This window comes from Brevibacillus borstelensis (assembly GCF_036700025.1).
Lineage (GTDB): Bacteria > Bacillota > Bacilli > Brevibacillales > Brevibacillaceae > Brevibacillus > Brevibacillus borstelensis.
Map to the genome: position 1 here is coordinate 175,001 of NZ_CP144922.1, position 22,020 is coordinate 197,020.

Here is a 22,020-nt window from a genome sequence, read left to right on the forward strand (position 1 = left end):
CGTACGCATCATGGAGCGGACGACGGGGCTCGAACCCGCGACCTTCGCCTTGGCAAGGCGACGCTCTACCAATTGAGCTACGTCCGCATATGGTGCGGTCGAGAGGACTTGAACCTCCACGGTGTTGCCACCACTAGAACCTGAATCTAGCGCGTCTGCCAATTCCGCCACGACCGCATATGAATGAAAGAAACTGGTGAGCCATGAAGGACTCGAACCTTCGACCCTCTGATTAAAAGTCAGATGCTCTACCAACTGAGCTAATGGCTCAAACTAAAATGGTGGGGAGAGACGGATTCGAACCGCCGAACCCATAGGGAGCAGATTTACAGTCTGCCGCGTTTAGCCTCTTCGCTATCTCCCCAAAAAAGTGGTGCCGGCGATAGGACTTGAACCCACAACCCCCTGATTACAAGTCAGGTGCTCTACCAATTGAGCTACACCGGCATGGTGTTGTATTTCATAATGGTGGCTCGGGACGGAATCGAACCGCCGACACGAGGATTTTCAGTCCTCTGCTCTACCGACTGAGCTACCGAGCCGAATAATGTTAATCCGCAAACGCTATCCTCAAGGGATAAATGGCGGAGCTGACGGGACTCGAACCCGCGACCTCCGGTGTGACAGACCGGCGTGAACTCCAACTTCACCACAGCTCCATATTTGGTTGCGGGAGCAGGATTTGAACCTGCGACCTTCGGGTTATGAGCCCGACGAGCTGCCAGACTGCTCCATCCCGCGACGATTTTTATATATTTTATATAAATGGTGGAGGCTGACGGGATCGCTTCCACTTGCGACACTGCGTCGATTACTCTTCACATGCGAGCAAGATCTGAAGTGCCCGAGCAATACTCCTTTGCGCTTCTTCGAGGGTGAACCGGAACGGTGAGATCCCGTTACCGATAGCTACGAATAAAGCATATGGTGGAGGCTGACGGGATCGAACCGCCGACCCTCTGCTTGTAAGGCAGATGCTCTCCCAGCTGAGCTAAGCCTCCAAATTATGGTGACCCGTAGGGGATTCGAACCCCTGAATGACAGCGTGAAAGGCTGCTGTGTTAAACCACTTCACCAACGGGCCATGATGGCGGATGGAGTGGGATTTGAACCCACGAGACGAGTCATCCCCGTCTACACGATTTCCAATCGTGCTCCTTCGGCCACTCGGACATCCATCCATATAGAATCAAAATAGATTGTAAATCCGAGATAAGGTTTGCATTCGCTTTGAACTTTTAACCCCTCACGGAATTCCTATGTTAGCACACTCTTTATCAGAAATCAATAGATTTTTTAAAAGAAGTTTAAAGTTTGTAGCTCATGTGAACGTCAACTCTATTATTATACAAATTGAAAACCTACAAAGCAAGATAAAAAAGCTGGTAATCCAAGAAAACTTGACTGCCCTTTGATTTGCTTAATTTTTAACCCTATTGAATATCGGAATCGTACATCTCTATCATCTCCTGAAGCCTCTCTCTTATTAGCTGTACCATTATTACCGGTTCTTTCACTACAGCATTCCTGCCTAATCCGAGAAAGAAATCGGCAAAAAAGGAGATTTCACTCGTAGGAATCATCCCGTCAATCGTGCCGGAGCCGTCTTCAGCTATGTGCAGGTTTGGCACTTTCCACAGCTCCGCCTCACACCTCTGAACACCTTCTTTGCTCAAAACCACATACATCCGTGTCCATTCGATCTTTTTCCGGGTAAATTCCTCCCAATTCCCCAGATGCACATGCTTTAAATCTAATGGTGCCACATCTGACGAACTGTATTCCGCTGAGCGGATGCGATCTCCTCGGAACAAGCGAAAATCCTCCCGCAAAAAGCAGTACGCCGGACAATACCAGTAGCCGTTTCGTGCATATATTCCCACTGGCTGAATATGACGAATAGATCCGCCTTCCCGAGATTCGTAGTCGATGCTAATCACTTTTTGCCAAATGGCTCCGTCCAACAGAATAGACAGATGCCGGACCGGCTTTTGCCGGGTAGGAGCCACTATGTCGACGCGGTTTTTCATCTGGTCGATTCGATCTCGTACATCCCCGGGCATGTACAAATAAAATTTGTTCAAGGCGGAAGCCGCTTGTGTTTCAAAAGGAAGAGAGGAATAATGACGCAGCGCATGACTGGCAAAAAACATGGCGACTGCTTCATCCTCCTTAAATGCAATCGGTGGAAGCACCCGCTCGCTTAGCACCTGATAGCCGCCATGCGGTCCTACCTCAGAGTACAGCGGGACACCCAGTTCGCTAAGCTCCTGAAGGTCTCGCAAGATCGTCCGCGTAGATACCTCAAACTGATCGGCCAGCTCCTTGACAGTAAACTTGCGTTTGCGGTTAACCGTCATCATCAGTTCCATGAGCCGTTTGGATTTGGGCATGCTGTCCTCCTGAACAAAATAAAATGATAATGATGACAAAACCTGTCACTATTATACGTTACACTTCCTCCTATAGCGAACTTTTTCAGACATAGACATTGAGGTAAAAGTACGATTACCGATGGGAGGAAGAAAAATGAACGCAGTGAACGAGATCAAGGGACTGTTATTCGAGGAATTGGAGCTGATCGTCAGAACGACTTCAAATCTCATCCGCCGCATCGAACAAGATCAATGGGAGTACAAGCCAACTGATCAGATGAGGACATTAAGGGAGCTGGTTGAAATTGCAACTCACGCACAACACCATCGCAGTCAGCTATTTACTTATCTGAAGCTGCTTGGACATGACGTCAATATGTTTGACTTGTACTAACCGGATCGACGGGCTAATAATCGCCCTTCGTGTGCTCCGCTGATTGAAATAAACAGCCCATGACGACTCATAGTGACTGGATATTGGGATTGGTCGAGGTTGAACAAAAGGCCTGATATATGGACATAGAAAAAGACCGGGGCATAATGAATATGCACTCCGGTCTTTTCGTGTTTGTTTCTGAGTATGTTACTTTTTGGTTGCTGCTTCAATATCCTTGTATGCCCAATGAGTTGGAGGTACATCTGGCCAGCTTTGTCCACTTACGGCGCTTAATTGTGTACCGTTCACCAAGCGATTGATGATAGTAACCGTTTCTGCTCGCGTCAAGGTCTTTTCAGGATGGAATGTACCATCTGGGTACCCCGTCATCAAACCTGCTTTGCTTACCGCAGCGATGATCTGTGTAGCCCAGTGATCTGCCGAAACATCCATGGCTGGGTCGAATTTTCCGATTGGAAAGCCTTTCAGTAGCCTGTGCGGTCGCCAGTTACTTCACCCTTGGTCGGGCTGGTTGGCTCGCTAGGCTTTACTTCCGTTTGACCGGAGTTGCTACCCGTGAAGAAGCCGAAGTGACCTTCATCCGTTTTATCACGGCCATTATCGCGGTCTTTATCACGGTCTCCGCCGCGTTTTGTAACAATTCCCAAATATTTACTGACTCTTTTCAGATCAAGCCGTTTTACTAATAAAAAAGCATAAAACAGCCATTGCGACCATTTTATGCTTTCGTCTATACAATTCGATCCATCGATTCGATTCGAATTCTTTTTTAAGGCGGAGAGAGTGGGATTCGAACCCACGCACGCCTCACGACGCCTAACGCATTTCGAGTGCGTCCCCTTATGACCACTTGGGTATCTCTCCACTATGTCAGGAAACAAAAATAAATATAGCAGAAATTTTTTTGATGTGCAAGAGTAAATCATTGGCACCCCTTGATTTGCTGAGGTCATTGGGCCAATATAAGAAAAGCACAGTTGATCACGAACAGAAACGGGGAATTCGCATGAAGCGAGAACGTTTAGATAAGGTACTGGCCAACATGGGCATTGGTACCCGCAAGGAAGTCAAGCAATTGGTGAAACAAAAGCTCGTTGTCGTCGACGGCACCGTTGCGACCGATCCCGGCATGCATGTCGTACCGGAGGAACAGGAGATCATCGTAGACGGCGAACCCATCAACTACAAGCGTTGGCTCTACATCATGCTGAACAAGCCGCCAGGCGTCGTCTCCGCAACGGAAGACAATCTGCATGAGACGGTTGTCGATCTGCTTCCTTATGAATGGGCGATCAAGGTTTTCCCGGTAGGCCGTCTGGACATCGATACGGAAGGCTTGCTGCTGCTTACCAACGACGGGCAGCTCTCTCATAATCTGCTCTCGCCGAAAAAGAAGGTGGACAAGGAGTACTTTGCCCGCATCCAAGGACGTGTGACCGAGACCCATGTCCAGGAATTCGCCCGCGGTGTAGAGCTGGAGGATTTTACGACCCTTCCCGCCAAGCTGGAGGTGCTCTCCTCCGGGGAAATTTCCGAAATCCGCGTCACGATCATGGAGGGAAAATTCCATCAGGTGAAACGGATGTTTGCCGCCTTTGACCTGGAGGTTATTTACCTGCAGCGCATTCGCATGGGCCCCATCCGGCTGGATGAATCACTCAAGCCAGGCGAGTACCGCGAATTAACCGATGAGGAAATGGAATTCCTGAAAGCCTATACACAAAAAGAGGGGCCCGCTCAATCCTGAGGGAGCCCCCTTTTTTTGCGCAATCCACGGAAAAAGCTCTTGAGCATTTGGCCGCACTCCTCGGCCAGCACTCCTTCAATAACAGGCACCTGATGGTTGAACCTTTGCTCGTCGAGGAGGTTCATCAACGTCCCCGCGCAGCCCGCTTTGGGGTCCCTTGCTCCGTATACGACCTGCTCGATCCGGCTTTGGACAATCGCTCCCGCACACATCGGGCACGGCTCCAGCGTGACGTACAGCGTACATCCGATAAGCCGCCATCCTCCCAAGCGGGCACTCGCCTCCCGGATCGCGATCATCTCAGCGTGAAGTGTCGGGTCCTTTTTGGTCTCGCGCAAATTAAAGCCCCGTCCGACAATTTCTCCATCCCGGACGATGACCGCCCCGATTGGCACCTCTCCCAGTGCTGCCGCTTTCTCCGCTTCTTGCATTGCGGCTCTCATGTATTTTTCATGATCGCCTTCGTGTATGCTTTGCTCTTTATTCACTTTTCTTCAAATACTCCTTCAAATACGGTTTGCGACAGTTCCCGGCGGCCAGACGGCTTTTCCCGCTCCTGCAGCTGCTCAGGCAGCGCTTCTTTTTCCCCCTGATACCCGATGGCGATCACGGCATGAAGCTCGTAGTCATCCGGAACTCCCAGTACCTCTTTCGCTTTTTCCGGGTCAAAGCCGCCCATGGCATGGGTGATCAGGCCTAGTTTGGTTGCTTGCAGCGCCAGATAACCCCAGGCTGCTCCCGCATCGAAAGCATGGGCGCGATTGAAAGTACCCCGTCCGCTTACAGTCTTGGACAGAATCAAAGCCAATACAGGAGCCTTTTCGCACCAGATGCGATTCCCTTCGGCGATGAACGGATAAAACCGCTGTTTGTCTTCCGCTGTCCGGGCAACGATAAATCGCCACGGCTGCTCATTGCTCGCGGACGGCGCCCAGCGCGCTGCTTCAAACAGGCTGAACAAAACGTCATCCGGCACCTGATCTTCCTTGAAAGACCGCGGAGACCATCTGTTAAGGAAAACAGGGTCAATTTCATACGCCGCACTTCGGTTGTCGGCGACCTCAGGGAAATGAGATTTCGTCATTTTCTGTCCCTCCATACTTTATTTTTGATGATCCATGACAGTTTGGTCTTCCTCACTCACATACTCTCCGCATGATTACATACATTAACAGTGTAAGCGAACGAATGTAATCATACCTCTACCGAGGGGGGATGTGAGTGGGATTAACCTATGAAAGCCCCGTTCTGTTTGACCGATTTCACAGTCCATCGCGGGGGCTTCTGGACAAGGCTGACGTGTTTTCCAACATCGAGCAAACCGTATCCACAAATAGCGGAACCTACGAATTGATTGTCGGAGCGGACTCCCAGTTGCGCAGCCGGGGGACGTTTTTTGCGATTGTCATTACGCTGATTCAACAAGGGCGCGGCGGCATGTTTTTTTACCACAAATTTCAGGAGCGACGGTATACGTCACTGCAGCAGCGCATTTTTCAGGAAGCGATGTACGCGGTAAACCTCGCCTCCGAGCTGCGCCAATACTTGCGTGAGCACGAAATCGACTTACCGATTCGCCTCCATTTTGACATTGGAAAAAACGGCCCTACCCGAAAGTTTATCCAACAACTGCTAAGCCTAGCGGAAACCAATCACTTCCGGGCCGAAATCAAGCCGTACTCGTTTTGCGCCTCAACGATTGCCGACAAGTTTACCAAGTAGGATGAGCTACTCAATCTCCATGCGGTTCGCTCTGATGCGTTCCGCTTTTTTTACGGAAAGAATGAGGCCCTCCCTGTTTGACATATTCGTTTATCCGCCCATTCATTCCTGCCGCGGCTCCTTTCCCGGAGCGCATTTGCAAATGAATTGACATTCGTTTTTTCGTGCATTATGATAATGATTAATTGAAGCGTTTTCAAAAGGCGTGTTACTGGTCATGCAGGCATGAGCCGAGAAGATCTTTTTTACACAAAAAGGTTTTTTCGGCTCTTTTTTGTCTTATAAGGTAGGTGGTGGATGTTGACCCGTGAACAGGAAAAACCTCATACAATCACGCGCGTTTTGAATCATAACGTCGTGCTTGCCGAAGAGCCTGTATCCAGACAGGAAATTGTCTTGTTCGGCAAAGGGATCGGCTTTGGCGCCAAACCCGGGAACACCATTCTTCCCCATGACGCACGTGTGGAAAAACGCTTCCGGTTGGAAAATGAGAGTCACCAGCAGCAATACCAAACGGTGCTGAGCCAGGTAGACCCGGCTGTCGTCGGCATTGCCGAAGAAATCATCGCGCTGATCGCCAAGGAAATTACTCCGAAGTTGAATGAGCATATCCATGTCGCCTTGCCCGACCACATCCAGTTTGCCATCTACCGCCTGCGCAACGGCATGGAAATCGTCAACCCGTTTTTATTTGAAATCCAAACGCTTTACAGCAAAGAGTTTGCGCTGGCCAAAAGGGCTGCCGACATGATCAAATCCTCCTTCTCGCTGGATATTCCCGAGAGTGAGATCGGCTTTCTAGCCTTGCACATTCACTCTGCGATCAGCTATATGCCGGTTAATAAAGCCGTCCAGTTTACCAATCTGATTACGGAGCTCGTCGGCATCATTGAAGAGCGCACGGGAAAAACAATCGAGCGAAATACAGTCGATTACGTCCGCTTGATCACGCATCTTCGTTATGCCTGTGAACGCATCCGCCAGCAAAAGTCCATTCAAAATCCCCTGCTGGATCGGGTTAAAGCCACCATTCCCGATTCCTACCAGCTGGCGGAAGAGCTGGCCCGGCACATTGCTTCCCGGTTGGATTCCCCCGTGCCGGATGACGAAGTGGGGTACATGGCCATGCATGTATTCCGGCTGACCAATCAGCCGACCGAATAAGCCTTCGTCTTTAAGAAAAGCAAAATAGCATGAAAAACCAGCGTGTTACTAGTTCGACTAGGCATGAGCGGTGATATCGTACGGCATAGTAAGGATGCCGTATGTTTCCCGACTCATGCCTTTTTTCGTACTCTCAGACGCAAAAGGAGGAGCTTATGTTACGCGGTTTGTTCTCTCGTAAAAAACAGCAGCAGGAAGTGACGCTACTGGCCCCCTTGACTGGCGAGGTCGTTGCTTTGACCGAAGTGCCCGATCCCGTTTTTGCCCAGAAGGTGGTGGGTGACGGTGCAGCCATTATTCCGACTGAAGGCGTGTTGGTATCGCCTTTGGCAGGAAGTGTCACTCACTTGTTCCCGACTCATCATGCCATCGCGCTGACAAGCGAAAGCGGCTTGGAAATTTTGCTTCATATCGGCATCGATACCGTCAAGCTGAAAGGAGAGGGATTTACTCCCCATGTCAAAGCCGGAGATCAGGTAAAACCGGGCGACAAGCTGATCAGCTTTGACCTGGATGTCCTCCAGAAAGCGGGCTGCCCGATCGTTACTCCGGTCGTGATTACCAACGGCGATCTGGTCGCCGAGAAAAAAGTCGTGTCAACCGGTAGCGTGCGGGCAGGCCAGGAGCCTCTCATGCAGGTGATCGTCAAAGGAGGAGCATCATGATTCGTTTTGACGTACATGTCACAGCCGCGGGTGGCCTGCACGCTCGTCCTGCAGCCCTCTTGGTCAACAACGCAGGACAGTTTCAATCCAAAGTCACGGTGATCAAAGATCAAAAGAAGGCGGACGGGAAAAGCATTCTCGGCATCATGACGTTGGGTGCTTCCCTGGGAGACTGGCTGACATTTGAAATCGAAGGTGCGGACGAAGAGCAAGCCGCTGCCGCGCTCAAGGAACTGTTCGACAAGCAATTCGAAAGCTAATTGATGAGCCAGGACGGTGAACCAGTATGTTTAAAGGAATCCCGGTCTCGGCCGGCATCGCGATAGCTCCAATCGCCAGACTGACGGCCCAGCCTGCGGTCGCGGCAAACGATGAAAAGATTGATCCCAGCCGCAAAACGGAAGAATGGCAATGCCTGGAGCAAAGTATCGAGCTGGCCAAAGAACAGCTATCCCAACTGAAGGAAAAAGCGTTGGATCAGCTGGGGCCTGAGAAGGCGGAAATCCTGTCTGCCCATATCGCCTTCTTGGATGATCCATCATTTACAGGCGAAATGAAAGCCCGCATCGAGAACCAACTCTGTTCGGCCCAGGCCGCAGTCCAGCAGGTCGCCGGGGAGTTTGTCGCTTTGTTTGAGGGCATGGACAACGACTATATGAAAGAACGGGCGGATGACATTCGCGACGTCAGCCGCCGCCTGCTGAAAAACTTGTCGGGCGGTGACAGCCATTCCATCGGTTATCCTGAAGAACCGTTCATCCTGGTTGCCGAGGATGTCACCCCTTCGGAAACGCTTCAGCTCCCGCTCAGCCATGTCAAAGGCATCGCCACTGCAAAAGGCGGCCCCACTTCTCACGCCGCGATCCTGGCCCGCTCGCTTGGCATTCCTGCCGTAATGGGCGGCGGAGAGGCATTTTTGACTGCTGCGGAAACAGGCAAGCTGATGATTCTCGACGGCGCTACAGGGGAGTTGTTTCTCGATCCCGATGAGGGACAGCTCGCCTCTTTCCGGGAAAGGGCGGAACAGGAAGCGGCCGACCGGGAAACGCTGGAGGCATTGAAGGATTTGCCGGCTGTCACACTGGACGGTCATCGCGTGCATGTCGTGGCCAACATGGCGGTTCCCGAGGAAACAGAGGCACTGGTCGCGTCCGGTCTCGATGGTGTCGGACTGTTCCGCTCCGAGTTCCTGTTTATGGACCGGTCCAATCTGCCGGATGAAGAAGAGCAATTTACCGCTTATCAGCGCGTGGTCTCCGCGTTTCAAGGAAAGCCTGTCATTATTCGGACGCTGGATGTAGGGGGAGACAAACATCTGCCTGCACTGGCTCTGCCCCGGGAGGACAATCCTTTTCTCGGTTTCCGGGCTATCCGCATCTCGCTTGCTCGGCCGGAGCTGTTCCGCACCCAGCTAAGAGCCTTGCTTCGGGCGAGCGCGTACGGCCGCCTCCTGATCATGTTCCCGATGATTTCTCATCTGGAACAGCTTCGCGAAGCCAAGCGGCTCCTGGAGGAGGTCAAAGCAGAACTGCGGACGAGCGGAACCCCGTTTGACGAGGAGATCGCCATCGGGATGATGATGGAAATTCCCGGCGCTTGCCTTCAGGCGGACGCCTTTGCCAAAGAGGTGCAGTTTTTCAGTATCGGAACCAATGATCTTGTTCAATACACACTGGCTGTAGACCGCATGAATGAGAACATCGCCCACCTGTACAGCTACTACCATCCGGCGGTTCTGAGACTGATCTCACACGTCATCAACGCCTCCCACCGGGCAGGGATCTGGACCGGGCTTTGCGGGGAAATGGCCAGTGATCCGCTGGCAACCGAGCTGTTGTTGGGAATGGGGCTGAATGAGTTTAGCGGAGCAGCAGCCGTCATGCCGAAGGTAAAGGCGCGCATCCGCAGCACCACGATGGATCAGGCTAAACAGGTAGCACGGCACGTACTCTCGCTTTCCAGCACAGAGGAGGTCTACTCCTATCTACGCGACAAAACAGAATAACCTGTTTTGTCCCTGCCTCTTGTAAGCGCTTGCAGTCATATGCATGTTCCTGCAGCTGTCTTTTTCGTCTCGTCAGGCAGTCCGATTCTCCGGTACGCCCTGCTTTTGTCCATCCATTATCACTTTCTCACCGGAGAACGGCTTTCTGATATACAACATTCAACAAGGAGGTATTATTATGCTAGCTTTTCTGCAACGGATTGGGAAAGCGCTCATGCTCCCAGTCGCGGCATTGCCGGCGGCCGCACTTCTGGTTTCCTTCGGGCTTCTCGACTACGAGAAGAACATTCCGCTCGGTGCGACGGTGGGAGGCTTCCTCAATCAATACGTAGCTCCGTTTCTCCATGCGGGAGGTTTGGCCATCCTCGACAACCTGGCCCTGATATTCGCTGTGGGTGTCGCCATCGGTCTGGCAGGCGATGCGGTCGCGGCATTGGCGGCGGTCATGGCCTATCAGGTGCTGGTCGGCATTTTGGCTAAAGTGCCGGCTGCGATGCCTTTCATCGACGATAACGTCGTGCTGAAAATGGGCGTTCTCGGCGGTATTTTGGCCGGTGCGATTGCGGCATTCTTCTACAACAGGTATCACGACATCAAGATGCCGGATTGGCTCGGGTTTTTCAGCGGCAAACGCTTTGTGCCAATCATCACCTCGCTCAGCATGGTCGTGATCGGCCTCGTTCTCGGGATGATCTGGGCTCCGATCCAGAACGTTCTCGATATGTTTGGAAACTGGGTGGTCAGTCTGGGTGCGATCGGGTCCGGAATCTTCATGTTCTTCAACCGCCTGCTTATCCCGTTTGGCCTGCATCACGTACTCAACGCGATTGCCTGGTTCCAGATCGGCTCGTTTACCGATGCGGCCGGCAACGTGGCTCACGGGGACTTGCACCGCTATTTTGCCGGTGACAAAACAGCCGGGATGTTTATGGCCGGTTTCTTTCCGATCATGATGTTTGCTCTTCCCGGCGCAGCATTTGCCATTATTCATACGGCTAAAAAAGAGAAGCGCAAAATGATCGCCTCGGTTTTCATGAGTGCGGCGCTCGCTTCTTTTCTCACAGGAATCACGGAACCGCTTGAATTTGCTTTCATGTTCGCGGCACCATTGCTGTACCTGGTGCATGCTGTTTTGACCGGACTCTCCGGTTTCATCGTGACGTCTCTGGGCATCAAGCACGGATTCGGCTTCTCGGCCGGTCTCATTGACTATCTGGTCAATTTCCACTTCTCTACAAACGCGTGGCTGATCATCCCGATCGGTCTTGCCTTTGCGGTCGTCTACTACTTCCTGTTCCGCTTCATCATCGTCAAATTCAACCTGAAAACGCCGGGACGGGAAGATGATGAGGAAGAGACTGAGAAAAAGGCGGGGAATACGTCCATGCATGATAAAGCCCAGGCCGTTCTCTCTCTGATCGGCGGCAAGGAAAACGTAGTCAGCGTCGACGCGTGCATAACACGTCTGCGTCTGGTGCTGAAGGATGACAAGATCGTCAATGAAAAGGGATTGAAGGATCTGGGGGCTGCCGGTGTCATGAAGCTGGGACAGGGCAGCGTGCAAGTGGTTTTTGGCACTCAGTCCGAGGTGCTGAAGGACGAAATCAAGAAACTGTAAAACAGATGAAGGGCTGGAAGAATGCCAATGAAACGTTTGTTGGATTGCACGGCGTCCGACTTTGCGCGGATGTCGGGACAGGATTTGAAGCAGTCGATCAGAGCCTCTGAAGGCCGTGTCCTGGTAGCCGAGGTCATTTCCGCCTTCACTCCGCTGTATCCGAGCGTGAGCAATGCTGAGCTGGCAGCTTCTTTTGGGGCCGACATGATCCTGCTCAATTTCTTTGACGTCTTTTCTCCTCATGTCGAGGGATTGACAAGCGCAAAGCCTGAAGAAATAGTCCAGGACCTCAAGCGGCTGATCGGAAGGCCTGTGGGGCTGAATCTGGAGCCGGTCGACCCAGACGCCAGACAAGCGGAGCAGCTCCACTCCCTGCCTCCTGGCAGACTTGCTTCTGCCAAAACGTTTGCCGCTGCCAAAGATCTCGGTTTTGACTTCATCTGCTTGACCGGAAACCCCAAGACAGGGGTTACCAACCGGGAAATCCGGGAGGCAATTCAAACAGCCCGGACAGTGATGGGAGCAGAGATGCTGATTATCGCGGGAAAAATGCATGGAGCCGGCGTGGAAGGGGAAGCTGGCGGTGATCTGGTCGCAAAGCAGACGATCATCGATTTTATCGAAGCAGGAGCGGACATTATCCTGCTGCCTTCCCCCGGCACAATTCCCGGCATCACTCTCGACTCGGCAAAGGCCATGGTCGATACAGTTCATGCCCACGGAGCTTTGGCTCTGCTCGCGACAGGAACCAGCCAGGAAGGCTCCGATGAGGCCACGATCCGGCAGATCGCGCTTGCCAGCAAGATGGCAGGTGCCGACCTATACCATATCGGGGATGCCGGGTACAACGGAATCGCCATCCCGGAAAATATCATGCACTATTCGATTACCGTGCGCGGCAAGCGCCACACTTACGTCCGTATGGCTTCTTCTGTATTGCGGTAACTCGGCTTTCGGCTAAACGATATGGGCCCAGCGTATGAAAGCTTGCTAAAAACAGATGCAAGACGACAGGCAGCGATTGATCACGCCGAAGCATGCCGAAGCGGTTCTTTCACGGGGAGAACCGCTTTTTTCTGTAAACTGACATCCATTCTATGTTCGGATACACTCTCTTTTCCGCTCGATGTTTGGACAATCTGCAGGTCCTCCTGTTATCTGCTTTTCAAACCGCTCCAGACGGCTTAGAAATTCTCCGCAGGCAGATTCACTCCTCGGTGCCATCATGGCCAGCTCATACGCAATCGTTCGTTTCCATATATCCAGCTGCTTCCGATTCGCTTCGTGAACGTCCACCTCTCCCACCCCTCGCTACATCGTTAACGAAATCTCTTTCCTGCAATCGCCACTCCATTTTGCTATAACAGCAAAGTCAGACAGATAAATAAATCTCGCAGCTGGCATTTCAACATACGTGTCAGCACGGGAAGGTGATTGGCTTTAAAATCGTACTCCCCCTTTTCGTACTTGAGGTACGTAGACGCATTCTTGAACCCTAAAGCGGCAGCCATTTCCTTTAGGGTAATGCCGATTTCCATCCTTCTTCGTGCAATGAAATTCAGGTTTATCCTCTCCAACGGTAAACCCCCTTTTTTTGCCAAATAAGCAAAATGTTATTATCCATATCTTACCTTTTCATTTTCAGCAAAGTCAAGCATATCCTTGTCATTTCAACAAACCGCTATTTTCCATTATGGAAAATTGGTAGAATAGTATTGCTATGATGGAAAGGTTGTGACACTATGTCAATCGTCGGTCAACGGATCAGATACCTTCGGGAAAAACATAAATGGTCCCAAATCCAATTGGCCGAAAAATTGGGCATTCACAATACCGTTCTTTCCCGCATCGAATCGGGCGAGAAAAAAAGCGTGGATAATCACCTGATATCCAAGGCTGCTGACGTATTTTCGGTTACGACTGATTTTCTGCTCGGAAAAACGGAAAACCCTACTCGCAATGGGACATCGCAAACAACCGGGTCAGATGAGCACATCTCCTTTTTTGACCTGGAGGGGCTATCCGAAACGGAAATTGATGAAGTGAAGAAGCATATCGAGTACCTCAGGTGGAAGGCGCTGCACGGTAACAAAGGAACAAACAAGTAGCAGCGGTCATCCACAATTGTCCTGCTCTGCTCGAATATAAAGCTGGAAAAAGCCGCAAGCATTTTTCGTTGTGATGGCCGCCTTATTTCTGTGCCAGGCAACATTGCACCCTGCGGCATTTTTTTACACCACAAAAAGGAACATACGTTCTCTGTTGTTTCGGAAAGGGGAATCACCACATGCTCTCTCATTACCGGCAAACGGATTTGGAACGCTGGTTGACCCAAATATATGCGGATGTTGGCATCAGTCATTGTGGCGACCTGCAAGAAAGGCCGCTGGCCGAGATGCTTGGCATCGAATTGTACTACCGTCCCTGCCCCTCGATGCGTTATGAATCCGGCAATTACCGCAGCATTACGGTCAATTCAACCCTGCCAAGGCCTGTTCAGCGCGAACATTTTTTTCATGAGCTGGGCCATATTTTACGGGGGCATACCGGGAAGCAGCACCAGATGAATCCCGCTTTTCGTCAGTTGCAGGAGGCGCAAGCCGAGCAATTTGTTCTCTATGCGGCCATGCCTTTCTTTCTCCTGGCGCCCCTGCTTCTCGCCTACCGTGAATGGGTACCGTCCTCGGTCTTGTCGATGGAATTTGGCGTGACAAGGGAACTGGCTGACAAGCGTATTGCCCAGATTAAACGGCGAATTATTTCTGAGGGAATACGAAGGGGAGGAAAAACGAGGAAAAGGAAAAGTGCTCAATGAGAAACCGCGATGTATGCAAACAAATAAAAAGTGCCGGAGAAAATAATCCGACACTTTTTTTATGTTAATTCGATCCAGGCCTGCGACCATTTCTCGATCCCCAGTATGACCGGTTCCAAAGCAAGCCCTTTTTCCGTTAGCGAATATTCCACCCGTACCGGGGCAGAATCTGTATACACGTGACGATGTACCAAGCCTTCTTTCTCCAAATCCTTCAGCCGCTCAGACAAAAGCCTTCCGCTGATCGGGAGCGCCTCTTCGATGGCACAGAATCGCTGCGGTCCGGAAAGCAACTGATACAAGATCAAACCAGTCCACCGCTTGCCCAAGAGCTGCATTCCTTTTTCAAACTTCGGACAGAGAGAGGACTGCTTCATAGTAATCACCTCGATTCAATTCCAGTATAACGCTCTTTTGAAAATCCTTCAAAGTGTTGACGTGTTATAATTATTAATTTATACTTACTAACGAAATGTAACCTAATTACTATATTCAACAACCGTAGGAGGTCACTTTATGGAAAGACAATTTGATCAACGTACCGAGTGGGGGCTTTTGCTCTTGCGCGTAGTTGCAGGTATAGCGTTTGTCATGCACGGAATGTCAAAATTCCAAATGGGACTCGATCAGGTTGCCGGTTGGTTTGGCAGCATGGGTATTCCCGGCTTTTTCGCTTATGTCGTCGCGTTTCTTGAGCTCTTGGGCGGAATTGGCTTGATTTTGGGCATTGGCACCCGAATTTTGGCAGCTCTGTTGGCAGTCGTGATGGCCGTCGCTACGATCAAGGTGAAAATTGCAATGGGCTTCCTCGGTGGGGAAAGTGGTCCTGGATATGAGTTGGATCTGCTTCTATTCTTTATCCTGCTGCTTTTCGTTCTCTCCGGACCGTCCTTCTATTCCCTCGACCGCCTTTTGTTTCAACGCCGTTCAAGCAAATAAAGACCGCAGCATATTGCAAAAACCGAATGGTGCCGGGACGATCCGGTCCATTCGGTTTTTTTGCGCTCAGTCACCAACTTTTGACCGGAACTTCTCTACAGGCGGCATGTTCTTGGGCCCGGGTACACATGATAGTAACGATGAGGAGGTGAGTCTATGATGCCAAACCAAAACAAGCGCAGCAACATTATCTACCACCCTGAAACCGAGGTGCCCGCAGGTTCGATTGACAAGCGGAAAGTGGTCAGATCCCAACCAGACGAGCAGTATCCGATTCCCCGTGCACATCCGGTTCCTTGGCAAGAGGATTGAGGAGCTTTACATACCGTTTTAAGGATGCGATCAAATCCCTACCCGATATTCAGGCAATCCCATCAACAATAGGAGGACTTTTCGCTGTGAAACGCATAACCTTTCTCACCGTTTTTGTCCTGATTTTGTCCCTGTTCACTGTCCATGCCGCAGCCAACCAGGATGTCCCCTACCACTTTGGATTCAAGAAGAGCAAGGGTGGACAGCTTCCCTCGATTGACCAGGAGGGCTTTAAAGGCATCGTCGATAAGCACGAAGCCATTTTTCTCGGGGATACCTCCAAAAAAGAGCTGTTTCTTACGTTTGACAATGGCTATGAAAACGGGTTCACCCCTCGTATTCTGGATATCTTGAAAGAAAAAAAGGTACCCGCCACTTTTTTTGTTACCGGGCATTATGTAAAGGATCAGCCGGAGCTGTTAAAACGGATGACCGCTGAGGGGCATATCATCGGGAACCACTCCTGGAGCCATCCGGATATGACACAGATATCCAATGAGCGGATCAAGGAAGAATTGGATAAGGTAAAACAAGCTGTAGCCGAAGTTACCGGGCAAAAAGAGATGGCCTTCTTGCGTCCGCCGCGAGGAATTTTCAGTGATCGTACACTGGCGGTCAGCAAGAAACTGGGGTATACGAATGTTTTTTGGTCGATAGCCTACAAGGACTGGGATACGAAAGCGCAAAAGGGCTGGAAGTACGCCTATGACAGTGTCCTCGCCCAGCTTCATCCCGGAGCGGTTATTTTGTTGCACTCGGTTTCAAGAGATAACGCCGAGGCGCTTGGCAAGATTATCGATGCCGCACGAGCGCAAGGGTACGAATTCAAAAGTCTGGACCTCCTTCGCCCGACTCTCCCGCATCCTGCTCCGTAATCTCCCATCTTTCCCGGTTTTACCGGATTCATCACAGCTCAAAACAGGAACCTGCCGCTACGCTTTGCACGGCAGGTTTTTTGTGTGGATCGCCACATGCGGCGGGGACCCGCTTTTTCCCAACCGCATACGATGCAATAGAAGCACAATCCCGGTTCTTTAAAAAGGGAGGTGATTTTCATCCCGGCATACCGCATACGCATCTCGATCAATAAACTCCGCCTCTATCTCTTTGACGGCAATCGCCTCATCCGTTCTTATCCCGTCGGTCTGGGTAAAATTGCGACCTCTACCCCGCGCGGCAACTTCACGATCATCAACAAGGTTCCCTACCCCAATTCTTACCGCGGAGGTCCATTGTCCGTTTTCGGCACCTATTGGATGGGGCTGAGCAAGCCTCATTACGGCATTCACGGCACCAATAATCCATCATCGATCGGCCATTACGTCTCACGCGGCTGTATACGCATGCATAACCGAGATGTAGAGAGCTTGGCCAAGCTGGTTCCCATTGGTACGCCAGTGCAGATTCGTCAGGAATAGGCTGAGGTAGATCAACAAAAGCAAACTAGTTCAACATCCAATCGATGGCTGGGGGCCATACTCCAAGCCAAGAATAATTGTAGAAAAAAGTGCTCTATCCAATAAATTTGCTTGGAAGACAAAGTGGATGGTATTATATGTAAAATATATTTGAAAGGAGTTGATGATTTGCGGAATTTGTTCCTATTTTTCATATTTACCTGCTTATTCGTGACGGCTGGATGTGTTAAAAACGACAACTTATTACCCGATGACTCAATAAAAGAGCAAACGTTAAAAATTGGAGTCATTGGACAGTCTCCCGCCGTTACTGAAACAAATATTGTTTTCACAGAAACAACATTTGAAAAGCTGAGTAACGCCACTGATACGGATTTCGATGCTCTATTTATCATGCCGGAGAAACTCGAAGAAGCATCACATGCGCAATATGCCAAACTCTAGAAAAGTGTAAAATACCCCGTATTCTTTATCGGATCTACAAAGTCATATTACCCATTCACAGAGGAAACTTTAACTTATTCCAATGCTCCCTCAACACATTCAGGTATGTATGCAACTGGGATGATTTATGAGGATGGACAGATTAAAATATTTGAGTATGGTTTAAAAAATGGAGAGAAGACAGAGGAGAATCTTAAAGCTTTGTACACAAATATTTTTAATTATAAATGAATTTGTCTTAAGAAAAACGAACTAGCTTATAAATGTTTAATAACTACGCCGAAAAAGGGGCTATCCCTCGTCATTCTTTTGACTTTGGAATGCCCCTTTGTGTCATGTAATTTCCGGTGACAGAAAGATACTTGTATCCACTATAGAAGTATCGGTAATGTTTTAAAGCATTTGCGACACACTGCCATCTCTGCATTTGTTTACAATAGCAATAAATCTGGGTCGATAAGTATCCGAGACTTTTAACCTTTGGGACACTTCACCGTATCCACATGCAGCGCTTATAGCGTCTAAAGACTGCAGTTTTTGAGGATGTTCTTTTTTCACTTCTTCCAACGGCCTTCCACTCCACTATATTTGGCAATACGTTGTGTTGCTTCTTCGTAAGTTAGGTCCTCAACAACAACTTTCTCTTCTTCCGTTGAAGCATGGGTACCTTCGGTTTGAGCGGAGGCAAAACCACCAAGGCTAAGAACGACGAACAGCATACTCAATACAGCAAAAAACGACTTTTTCATTTCTTCCTCCCTATGGGCTAACCATATTCGTTAACAAAAAGAAATGGCTTTCCGAGTATTGCAAAAAATATTATCAAATTCCTTTCCGAATAGTTGTATGATGGAAAAGAAATCCTACCATTCCGGAAGGGGCAATTTCGAATGAGCACACAAACGGCACTGATTATTGTCGATGTTCAATCCTCGATCGTGGAATACTGCTATCAGGGAAATAAAGTGGTGGAACGGATTCAAACGCTTCTCGAAAAAGCACGGCATGCGAACATTCCCGTCCTTTTTGTCCAGCATAACGAGCCTGAAGGCAGCCCGCTCGCCACTGGCACCCCCGGATGGCAGATACATCCCACCCTTTGCCCGCATCCGGATGAACCGATCATTCAAAAAACGGCATGCGATTCGTTCTTCGAAACTTCCTTGCAAGACGAATTAAAGGCTCGCAGCATCGATCATTTGGTGATCGTCGGCTTTCAGACCGAGTACTGTATTGATACGACATGCAGAACGGCAGTCTCGCACGGCTACGAAGTCACCCTTGCCGGTGATTGTCACTCTACGACCGATGACGCCGTCCTGAAGGCGGCGGATATCATTGCCCATCACAATGCGAATTTGAATGGATTGGGTACTCCGAAAAACATTATTACCGTAAAAGAGTCTCGTGAGATTTTTGAATAAAGAAAATCCCCCGAGGAGTCTGCCTCCAAGGGGGATTTTGATTATAGGAATTAGAGCATTACTAATGCTACTTCTGACAAAGAAAATGACCAATTATTATTTTGCCAAAAAACTTACAAGCTCCCGATTAAACTTCTCTAACTCGTCATAAAACAACCCATGCCCGCTGTACAAAAATGGGACCAGCTCCGAGCCCTGGATACCGGCATGCATAAATTCGGCAAAGGGGTACGGACATACTTTGTCCTGAACGCCATGAAAAATAGCGGTTGGAACGGAAACAGCGGACAAATCCCGGCGCAGGTCCTCATCTCGCAGAGAGACGGCGCACATTGCCGTTGCGTGACCAGATGCCTCCATACCCAGTCCGTGCATCCAGTCTTTGATACCCTCCGTCACGTAGCTCGCAAAAAACATGTCCCCAAAGTCATTCAGCATTTTCGGCCGATCTGTATAGGTTGCCTGGATGAGACTGTTGACCTGCTCCTTTGTCATTCCGTACGGGTAATCCGGACGTCTGGTAAACAGAGGGGCTGCCGCCGCAAAAAGAGCCAGCTTGGAAACCTTATCTGCTCCGTATCGGGCCATGTATCTGATCGCGATGGCTCCTCCCATGGAAAATCCGGCGAGAGTGATATTCTCCAGCTCCAGGGTGTCTATGACCACCCGAATATCATCTGCCAATCGATCGTAGGAATACCCTCTCCAGGGACGGTCCGACTTTCCAAATCCGCGCAGGTCGACTCCAATGCATCTGTACCCCATTTGGGGAAGCTGGTTGAACTGATATTCATACATTTTGTGATTAACCGGCCATCCGTGGATAAACAGCACTGGTTTTCCATTGCCCGGGTCGAGATCCTCCACGTAAAGATTTACATTTTGTTCAACCGCAACGTAATAGCCCATCAAAATTACTCCCCTTCTGGATGATTGCCTATGCATACCTTATGTGGGGAAGAGCAGGATAGATACTTGTCTTGCAACAAAGCATGTAGTCCGACCACCGCCGTGCAGCGCCGCAATATGTTCGCGAAAGGCGCGCGTCCGGCCGCTGCCTCGATATAGCGGCAGGCTAGCCATCATCGCAAACGAACCGCCAGTGCCTTTTTCATTTCATTAACACGCTAGGCCAACATTTGCGTCTTGCGGGAAAAGACCTCAATTTGTTGCTTTATAACGATCAAAAAATGAACACCCGGTTCTCCAAAAACGTAGAGAACCGGGTTCGTCCATAACATAAAAGCTTGAACACTGTTTGGGGAGACGAAGCCGACATCAGACCCCGATTAATTCTTAGACGCTGGGGCAGGGGCAGGGGCAGGGCCGGCTTTTTCTGTTTGCGTCATACTGTCCCCTTTTGATTTTGCCATATCGATTTCTTCTTGCGTAGGCGGCGCTCCAACCGCAAAGCCCTTGATTATTTTTCCGAGCGTTGCAGTGTCAAAATCATCACGAGTGTACAATTCTACCGTGAATCCCTCATGCTCCCAAATCACGATACCGTTCGCGAAATAGACCTTGGCCCCTTCAATAACCTCAGTCTTGACCGGGTCAGTAGTGCCGATGCCATTTTCACCGCCCTGAGAGATCAAGAAATCAGCCGTTTTCTCGCCGTGACTGTATTGTACTTCCACCATGGTTTTTCCGTGAATGACAGTGTTGACGTATTCATAATCTGCGATCCAGGAGGGCGCGGGGAAATTCATGCCTGTTGCCAAGCGAGCTTCCTGCAGAGTCAGCTTTGGAGATGCCGGCCATTCTGTCACTGCGGAATCCGCTCCCCTATCCTGCCCGGCCGATACACTCTTTTCAGAAACCGGCAGTTCCTTGTATTGGACAATTTCCATATTCCCAACTTGAAAACGTGCCAGGATTGACTGGATCATGCCTTGCGCGTAGGAGGTCGTCGAAAGCGCACCGCCAATGAGAACTATAACAGCAGCAGCCGCAGCGGCCGTTTTCCATTTTCTATTCATCAGAGCTTTCCCACCCTTTTTCGTATTTTGGAGTTGAATGGTTCCCGTCTCGATTTTGTTTACCAGACGCTTGTAAATGCGCTCCTTGGCCAAGCTGTTATTGATCTCCGCCTTTTCAAGCAATTCAACGACGTTTCCATATGTCTTCGGATCATGTTTTTCACTCATCCTTGAACCTACCTGCCTCCAAGATTTTGTGTAGCTTTTTTAAACTCCTGTAGACCACGACACCGATATTGGACTCGCTTACACCCATTAGCTCGGATATTTCTGAATTTTTCAGACCGGCAGCGAATTTCATTGCGATAATATTGCGTTCTTTATCGCGCAGCTTTGCCAGTGCTTTAAACAGTGCCTGATGATCATCGTCCCGGATTGCCAGCTCTTCGGGAGACGGCTTGGGCATGATCAGCTCTGTTATGGAATCCAGCGAAAAGTGGAATCTTTTTTTCCGGGCGCGATAGTAATCTGTCACAGTGTTTCTGACAATCGCGAACAGCCATACATCAAATTTTGCTTTTTCCTCCGAGAAACTGTGGTATTTGGAGATGACCGTTTCAAAAACTTGACTGCAAATATCTTCTGCCTCGTACTGATTGTGAATCCGGTAGCAGATATACTTGTACACGCGATCGAAGTATATTTCGTAAATTTGAGAAAACTGCTCTGTAGATAAAACACCCTCACGGAGCCTGTCTTTTTGATCGTGGCAGATTTCCATATGTACTCTGGCACTTTCCAACTCCTTTCCTCCTTTCTGCCTTTCTCCCTTCCCATTTGTCCATCTTGTATAGGGAAGTTTTACGTATGTTAATACGTCGCCTCGCCAAAAGCATTAACAAATCGTTTTGAAATTGTTGTTTTTGAAAGGTGGGTGGTTTAGAAGGAGCCAGTTTAGAACGTACGCGGCTTTACGACAAGCCGAGCAAGCAGCTGCCACGGCAAAAAGCCCTCCCCGGATGGCTCTGGTCAAGACCCCATTTAGTGGACAGTAAG

29 protein-coding genes and 12 tRNA genes are annotated in these 22,020 nt (G+C 49.9%); 17 read left to right on the forward strand and 24 right to left on the reverse strand.

Annotated features, from left to right (window positions below):
- Positions 1–11: 11 nt before the first annotated feature.
- The 12 genes from V5G20_RS00925 to V5G20_RS00980 all read right to left on the reverse strand — a co-directional run bounded on the left by V5G20_RS00925 (position 12) and on the right by V5G20_RS00980 (position 2,393).
- Positions 12–87 (reverse strand) — tRNA-Gly (locus tag V5G20_RS00925).
- A 3-nt stretch (positions 88–90) separates the two neighbouring features.
- A tRNA-Leu gene (locus V5G20_RS00930) sits at positions 91–177 on the reverse strand.
- A gap of 17 nt (positions 178–194) precedes the next feature.
- Positions 195–270, reverse strand: a tRNA-Lys gene (locus V5G20_RS00935).
- Between the two features lie 9 nt (positions 271–279).
- Positions 280–364 (reverse strand) — tRNA-Tyr (locus V5G20_RS00940).
- Between the two features lie 7 nt (positions 365–371).
- Positions 372–447 (reverse strand) — tRNA-Thr (locus tag V5G20_RS00945).
- A 19-nt stretch (positions 448–466) separates the two neighbouring features.
- Positions 467–542: transfer RNA gene (locus tag V5G20_RS00950), tRNA-Phe, on the reverse strand.
- Positions 543–582: 40 nt separating this feature from the next.
- Positions 583–659 (reverse strand) — tRNA-Asp (locus tag V5G20_RS00955).
- 5 nt (positions 660–664) lie between these two features.
- Positions 665–741 (reverse strand) — tRNA-Met (locus tag V5G20_RS00960).
- 184 nt (positions 742–925) lie between these two features.
- Positions 926–1,001 (reverse strand) — tRNA-Val (locus V5G20_RS00965).
- A gap of 6 nt (positions 1,002–1,007) precedes the next feature.
- Positions 1,008–1,084 (reverse strand) — tRNA-Glu (locus V5G20_RS00970).
- A 4-nt stretch (positions 1,085–1,088) separates the two neighbouring features.
- Positions 1,089–1,181: transfer RNA gene (locus V5G20_RS00975), tRNA-Ser, on the reverse strand.
- Between the two features lie 252 nt (positions 1,182–1,433).
- The gene (locus V5G20_RS00980) at positions 1,434–2,393 is read right to left on the reverse strand and encodes a helix-turn-helix transcriptional regulator (protein WP_024985344.1); all 960 of its coding nucleotides are present in this window, start codon (positions 2,391–2,393) and stop codon (positions 1,434–1,436) included.
- 136 nt (positions 2,394–2,529) lie between these two features.
- Between V5G20_RS00980 and V5G20_RS00985 the strand changes: the two genes are divergently transcribed.
- Positions 2,530–2,769: a hypothetical protein gene (locus V5G20_RS00985; RefSeq protein WP_338463001.1), complete on the forward strand. Its 240-nt coding sequence runs from the start codon at positions 2,530–2,532 to the stop codon at positions 2,767–2,769.
- Positions 2,770–2,958: 189 nt separating this feature from the next.
- Here V5G20_RS00985 and V5G20_RS27070 read toward each other — a convergent pair whose 3' ends face one another.
- The 3 genes from V5G20_RS27070 to V5G20_RS00995 form a co-directional block, all read right to left on the reverse strand.
- Entirely contained in the window at positions 2,959–3,204 is a 246-nt protein-coding gene (locus V5G20_RS27070; RefSeq protein ID WP_024985345.1) for an S-layer homology domain-containing protein, read from the reverse strand.
- A gap of 32 nt (positions 3,205–3,236) precedes the next feature.
- Positions 3,237–3,572 carry a hypothetical protein gene (locus tag V5G20_RS00990; protein WP_338463003.1) on the reverse strand — a complete coding sequence of 112 codons (336 nt, stop codon included), beginning with the start codon at positions 3,570–3,572 and terminating at the stop codon, positions 3,237–3,239.
- Positions 3,548–3,636: transfer RNA gene (locus V5G20_RS00995), tRNA-Ser, on the reverse strand. Before V5G20_RS00995 ends, V5G20_RS00990 begins: the two co-directional genes overlap by 25 nt.
- Before the next feature lie 142 nt (positions 3,637–3,778).
- On the opposite strand from V5G20_RS00995, the gene V5G20_RS01000 reads away from it, so the two are divergent.
- The gene (locus tag V5G20_RS01000) at positions 3,779–4,519 is read left to right on the forward strand and encodes a pseudouridine synthase (protein WP_338463005.1); all 741 of its coding nucleotides are present in this window, start codon (positions 3,779–3,781) and stop codon (positions 4,517–4,519) included.
- On the opposite strand, the gene tadA is transcribed toward V5G20_RS01000, so the two are convergent.
- Both tadA and V5G20_RS01010 read right to left on the reverse strand, forming a co-directional pair.
- Positions 4,510–4,962, reverse strand: coding sequence for a tRNA adenosine(34) deaminase TadA (gene tadA / locus V5G20_RS01005; RefSeq protein ID WP_031933560.1), 453 nt, complete (start codon positions 4,960–4,962; stop codon positions 4,510–4,512). The two genes, V5G20_RS01000 and tadA, sit on opposite strands and share 10 nt — an antisense overlap.
- 41 nt (positions 4,963–5,003) lie before the next feature.
- Positions 5,004–5,603, reverse strand: coding sequence for a nitroreductase family protein (locus tag V5G20_RS01010; protein WP_338463007.1), 600 nt, complete (start codon positions 5,601–5,603; stop codon positions 5,004–5,006).
- Between the two features lie 137 nt (positions 5,604–5,740).
- On the opposite strand from V5G20_RS01010, the gene V5G20_RS01015 reads away from it, so the two are divergent.
- From V5G20_RS01015 to V5G20_RS01045, 7 genes are all read left to right on the forward strand, one after another.
- On the forward strand, positions 5,741–6,241 hold the full coding sequence (locus tag V5G20_RS01015) for a ribonuclease H-like YkuK family protein (protein WP_024985348.1): 501 nt from the start codon (positions 5,741–5,743) through the stop codon (positions 6,239–6,241).
- A 300-nt stretch (positions 6,242–6,541) separates the two neighbouring features.
- Positions 6,542–7,405 (forward strand): glucose PTS transporter transcription antiterminator GlcT, encoded by an 864-nt coding sequence (glcT, locus tag V5G20_RS01020; protein ID WP_338463448.1) that lies wholly within the window; start codon positions 6,542–6,544, stop codon positions 7,403–7,405.
- A gap of 155 nt (positions 7,406–7,560) precedes the next feature.
- A complete protein-coding gene (locus V5G20_RS01025; RefSeq protein ID WP_003392724.1) occupies positions 7,561–8,070 on the forward strand; it encodes a PTS sugar transporter subunit IIA in 510 nt (169 codons plus the stop codon).
- Positions 8,067–8,330, forward strand: coding sequence for an HPr family phosphocarrier protein (locus tag V5G20_RS01030; protein ID WP_338463011.1), 264 nt, complete (start codon positions 8,067–8,069; stop codon positions 8,328–8,330). Before V5G20_RS01025 ends, V5G20_RS01030 begins: the two co-directional genes overlap by 4 nt.
- A gap of 26 nt (positions 8,331–8,356) precedes the next feature.
- The gene (gene ptsP, locus V5G20_RS01035; RefSeq protein WP_338463013.1) at positions 8,357–10,075 is read left to right on the forward strand and encodes a phosphoenolpyruvate--protein phosphotransferase; all 1,719 of its coding nucleotides are present in this window, start codon (positions 8,357–8,359) and stop codon (positions 10,073–10,075) included.
- 178 nt (positions 10,076–10,253) lie between these two features.
- Positions 10,254–11,693 (forward strand): N-acetylglucosamine-specific PTS transporter subunit IIBC, encoded by a 1,440-nt coding sequence (gene nagE / locus V5G20_RS01040; RefSeq protein ID WP_003392719.1) that lies wholly within the window; start codon positions 10,254–10,256, stop codon positions 11,691–11,693.
- A gap of 27 nt (positions 11,694–11,720) precedes the next feature.
- Positions 11,721–12,638 carry a haloacid dehalogenase-like hydrolase gene (locus tag V5G20_RS01045; RefSeq protein WP_338463016.1) on the forward strand — a complete coding sequence of 306 codons (918 nt, stop codon included), beginning with the start codon at positions 11,721–11,723 and terminating at the stop codon, positions 12,636–12,638.
- Between the two features lie 150 nt (positions 12,639–12,788).
- Here the strand turns inward: V5G20_RS01045 and V5G20_RS01050 are convergent, their stop codons facing one another.
- Complete coding sequence (locus V5G20_RS01050) at positions 12,789–12,989, reverse strand: hypothetical protein (RefSeq protein WP_003392715.1); 201 nt, start codon at positions 12,987–12,989, stop codon at positions 12,789–12,791.
- 62 nt (positions 12,990–13,051) lie between these two features.
- Positions 13,052–13,270 carry a helix-turn-helix domain-containing protein gene (locus V5G20_RS01055; RefSeq protein WP_003392713.1) on the reverse strand — a complete coding sequence of 73 codons (219 nt, stop codon included), beginning with the start codon at positions 13,268–13,270 and terminating at the stop codon, positions 13,052–13,054.
- 165 nt (positions 13,271–13,435) lie between these two features.
- Between V5G20_RS01055 and V5G20_RS01060 the strand changes: the two genes are divergently transcribed.
- On the forward strand, positions 13,436–13,801 hold the full coding sequence (locus tag V5G20_RS01060; RefSeq protein WP_003392711.1) for a helix-turn-helix domain-containing protein: 366 nt from the start codon (positions 13,436–13,438) through the stop codon (positions 13,799–13,801).
- Between the two features lie 179 nt (positions 13,802–13,980).
- Positions 13,981–14,508 carry an ImmA/IrrE family metallo-endopeptidase gene (locus V5G20_RS01065; RefSeq protein WP_003392709.1) on the forward strand — a complete coding sequence of 176 codons (528 nt, stop codon included), beginning with the start codon at positions 13,981–13,983 and terminating at the stop codon, positions 14,506–14,508.
- A gap of 59 nt (positions 14,509–14,567) precedes the next feature.
- On the opposite strand, the gene V5G20_RS01070 is transcribed toward V5G20_RS01065, so the two are convergent.
- Positions 14,568–14,885 carry a winged helix-turn-helix transcriptional regulator gene (locus V5G20_RS01070; protein WP_003392707.1) on the reverse strand — a complete coding sequence of 106 codons (318 nt, stop codon included), beginning with the start codon at positions 14,883–14,885 and terminating at the stop codon, positions 14,568–14,570.
- A gap of 139 nt (positions 14,886–15,024) precedes the next feature.
- Here V5G20_RS01070 and V5G20_RS01075 point away from each other — a divergent pair, with 139 nt between their 5' ends.
- From V5G20_RS01075 to V5G20_RS01095, 5 genes are all read left to right on the forward strand, one after another.
- Positions 15,025–15,447: a DoxX family protein gene (locus tag V5G20_RS01075; RefSeq protein ID WP_024985353.1), complete on the forward strand. Its 423-nt coding sequence runs from the start codon at positions 15,025–15,027 to the stop codon at positions 15,445–15,447.
- A 156-nt stretch (positions 15,448–15,603) separates the two neighbouring features.
- The gene (locus V5G20_RS01080; protein WP_157211872.1) at positions 15,604–15,759 is read left to right on the forward strand and encodes a hypothetical protein; all 156 of its coding nucleotides are present in this window, start codon (positions 15,604–15,606) and stop codon (positions 15,757–15,759) included.
- Positions 15,760–15,854: 95 nt separating this feature from the next.
- Positions 15,855–16,634 carry a delta-lactam-biosynthetic de-N-acetylase gene (pdaA, locus tag V5G20_RS01085; protein WP_227278274.1) on the forward strand — a complete coding sequence of 260 codons (780 nt, stop codon included), beginning with the start codon at positions 15,855–15,857 and terminating at the stop codon, positions 16,632–16,634.
- A gap of 180 nt (positions 16,635–16,814) precedes the next feature.
- A complete protein-coding gene (locus V5G20_RS01090) occupies positions 16,815–17,177 on the forward strand; it encodes a L,D-transpeptidase (protein ID WP_024985354.1) in 363 nt (120 codons plus the stop codon).
- Between the two features lie 168 nt (positions 17,178–17,345).
- A complete protein-coding gene (locus tag V5G20_RS01095) occupies positions 17,346–17,621 on the forward strand; it encodes a hypothetical protein (RefSeq protein ID WP_327970365.1) in 276 nt (91 codons plus the stop codon).
- 554 nt (positions 17,622–18,175) lie between these two features.
- Here the strand turns inward: V5G20_RS01095 and V5G20_RS01100 are convergent.
- Positions 18,176–18,370: a hypothetical protein gene (locus V5G20_RS01100; protein WP_327970364.1), complete on the reverse strand. Its 195-nt coding sequence runs from the start codon at positions 18,368–18,370 to the stop codon at positions 18,176–18,178.
- Positions 18,371–18,511: 141 nt separating this feature from the next.
- Here V5G20_RS01100 and V5G20_RS01105 point away from each other — a divergent pair, with 141 nt between their 5' ends.
- On the forward strand, positions 18,512–19,045 hold the full coding sequence (locus tag V5G20_RS01105) for a cysteine hydrolase family protein (RefSeq protein WP_039071279.1): 534 nt from the start codon (positions 18,512–18,514) through the stop codon (positions 19,043–19,045).
- Between the two features lie 96 nt (positions 19,046–19,141).
- Here the strand turns inward: V5G20_RS01105 and V5G20_RS01110 are convergent, their stop codons facing one another.
- The 3 genes from V5G20_RS01110 to V5G20_RS01120 form a co-directional block, all read right to left on the reverse strand.
- Positions 19,142–19,954 carry an alpha/beta fold hydrolase gene (locus V5G20_RS01110; RefSeq protein ID WP_003392693.1) on the reverse strand — a complete coding sequence of 271 codons (813 nt, stop codon included), beginning with the start codon at positions 19,952–19,954 and terminating at the stop codon, positions 19,142–19,144.
- Positions 19,955–20,334: 380 nt separating this feature from the next.
- A complete protein-coding gene (locus tag V5G20_RS01115; protein WP_338463025.1) occupies positions 20,335–21,192 on the reverse strand; it encodes a hypothetical protein in 858 nt (285 codons plus the stop codon).
- Complete coding sequence (locus V5G20_RS01120; RefSeq protein ID WP_338463027.1) at positions 21,185–21,766, reverse strand: sigma-70 family RNA polymerase sigma factor; 582 nt, start codon at positions 21,764–21,766, stop codon at positions 21,185–21,187. The genes V5G20_RS01115 and V5G20_RS01120 overlap by 8 nt, the downstream gene beginning before the upstream one ends.
- Between the last annotated feature and the right edge of the window lie 254 nt (positions 21,767–22,020).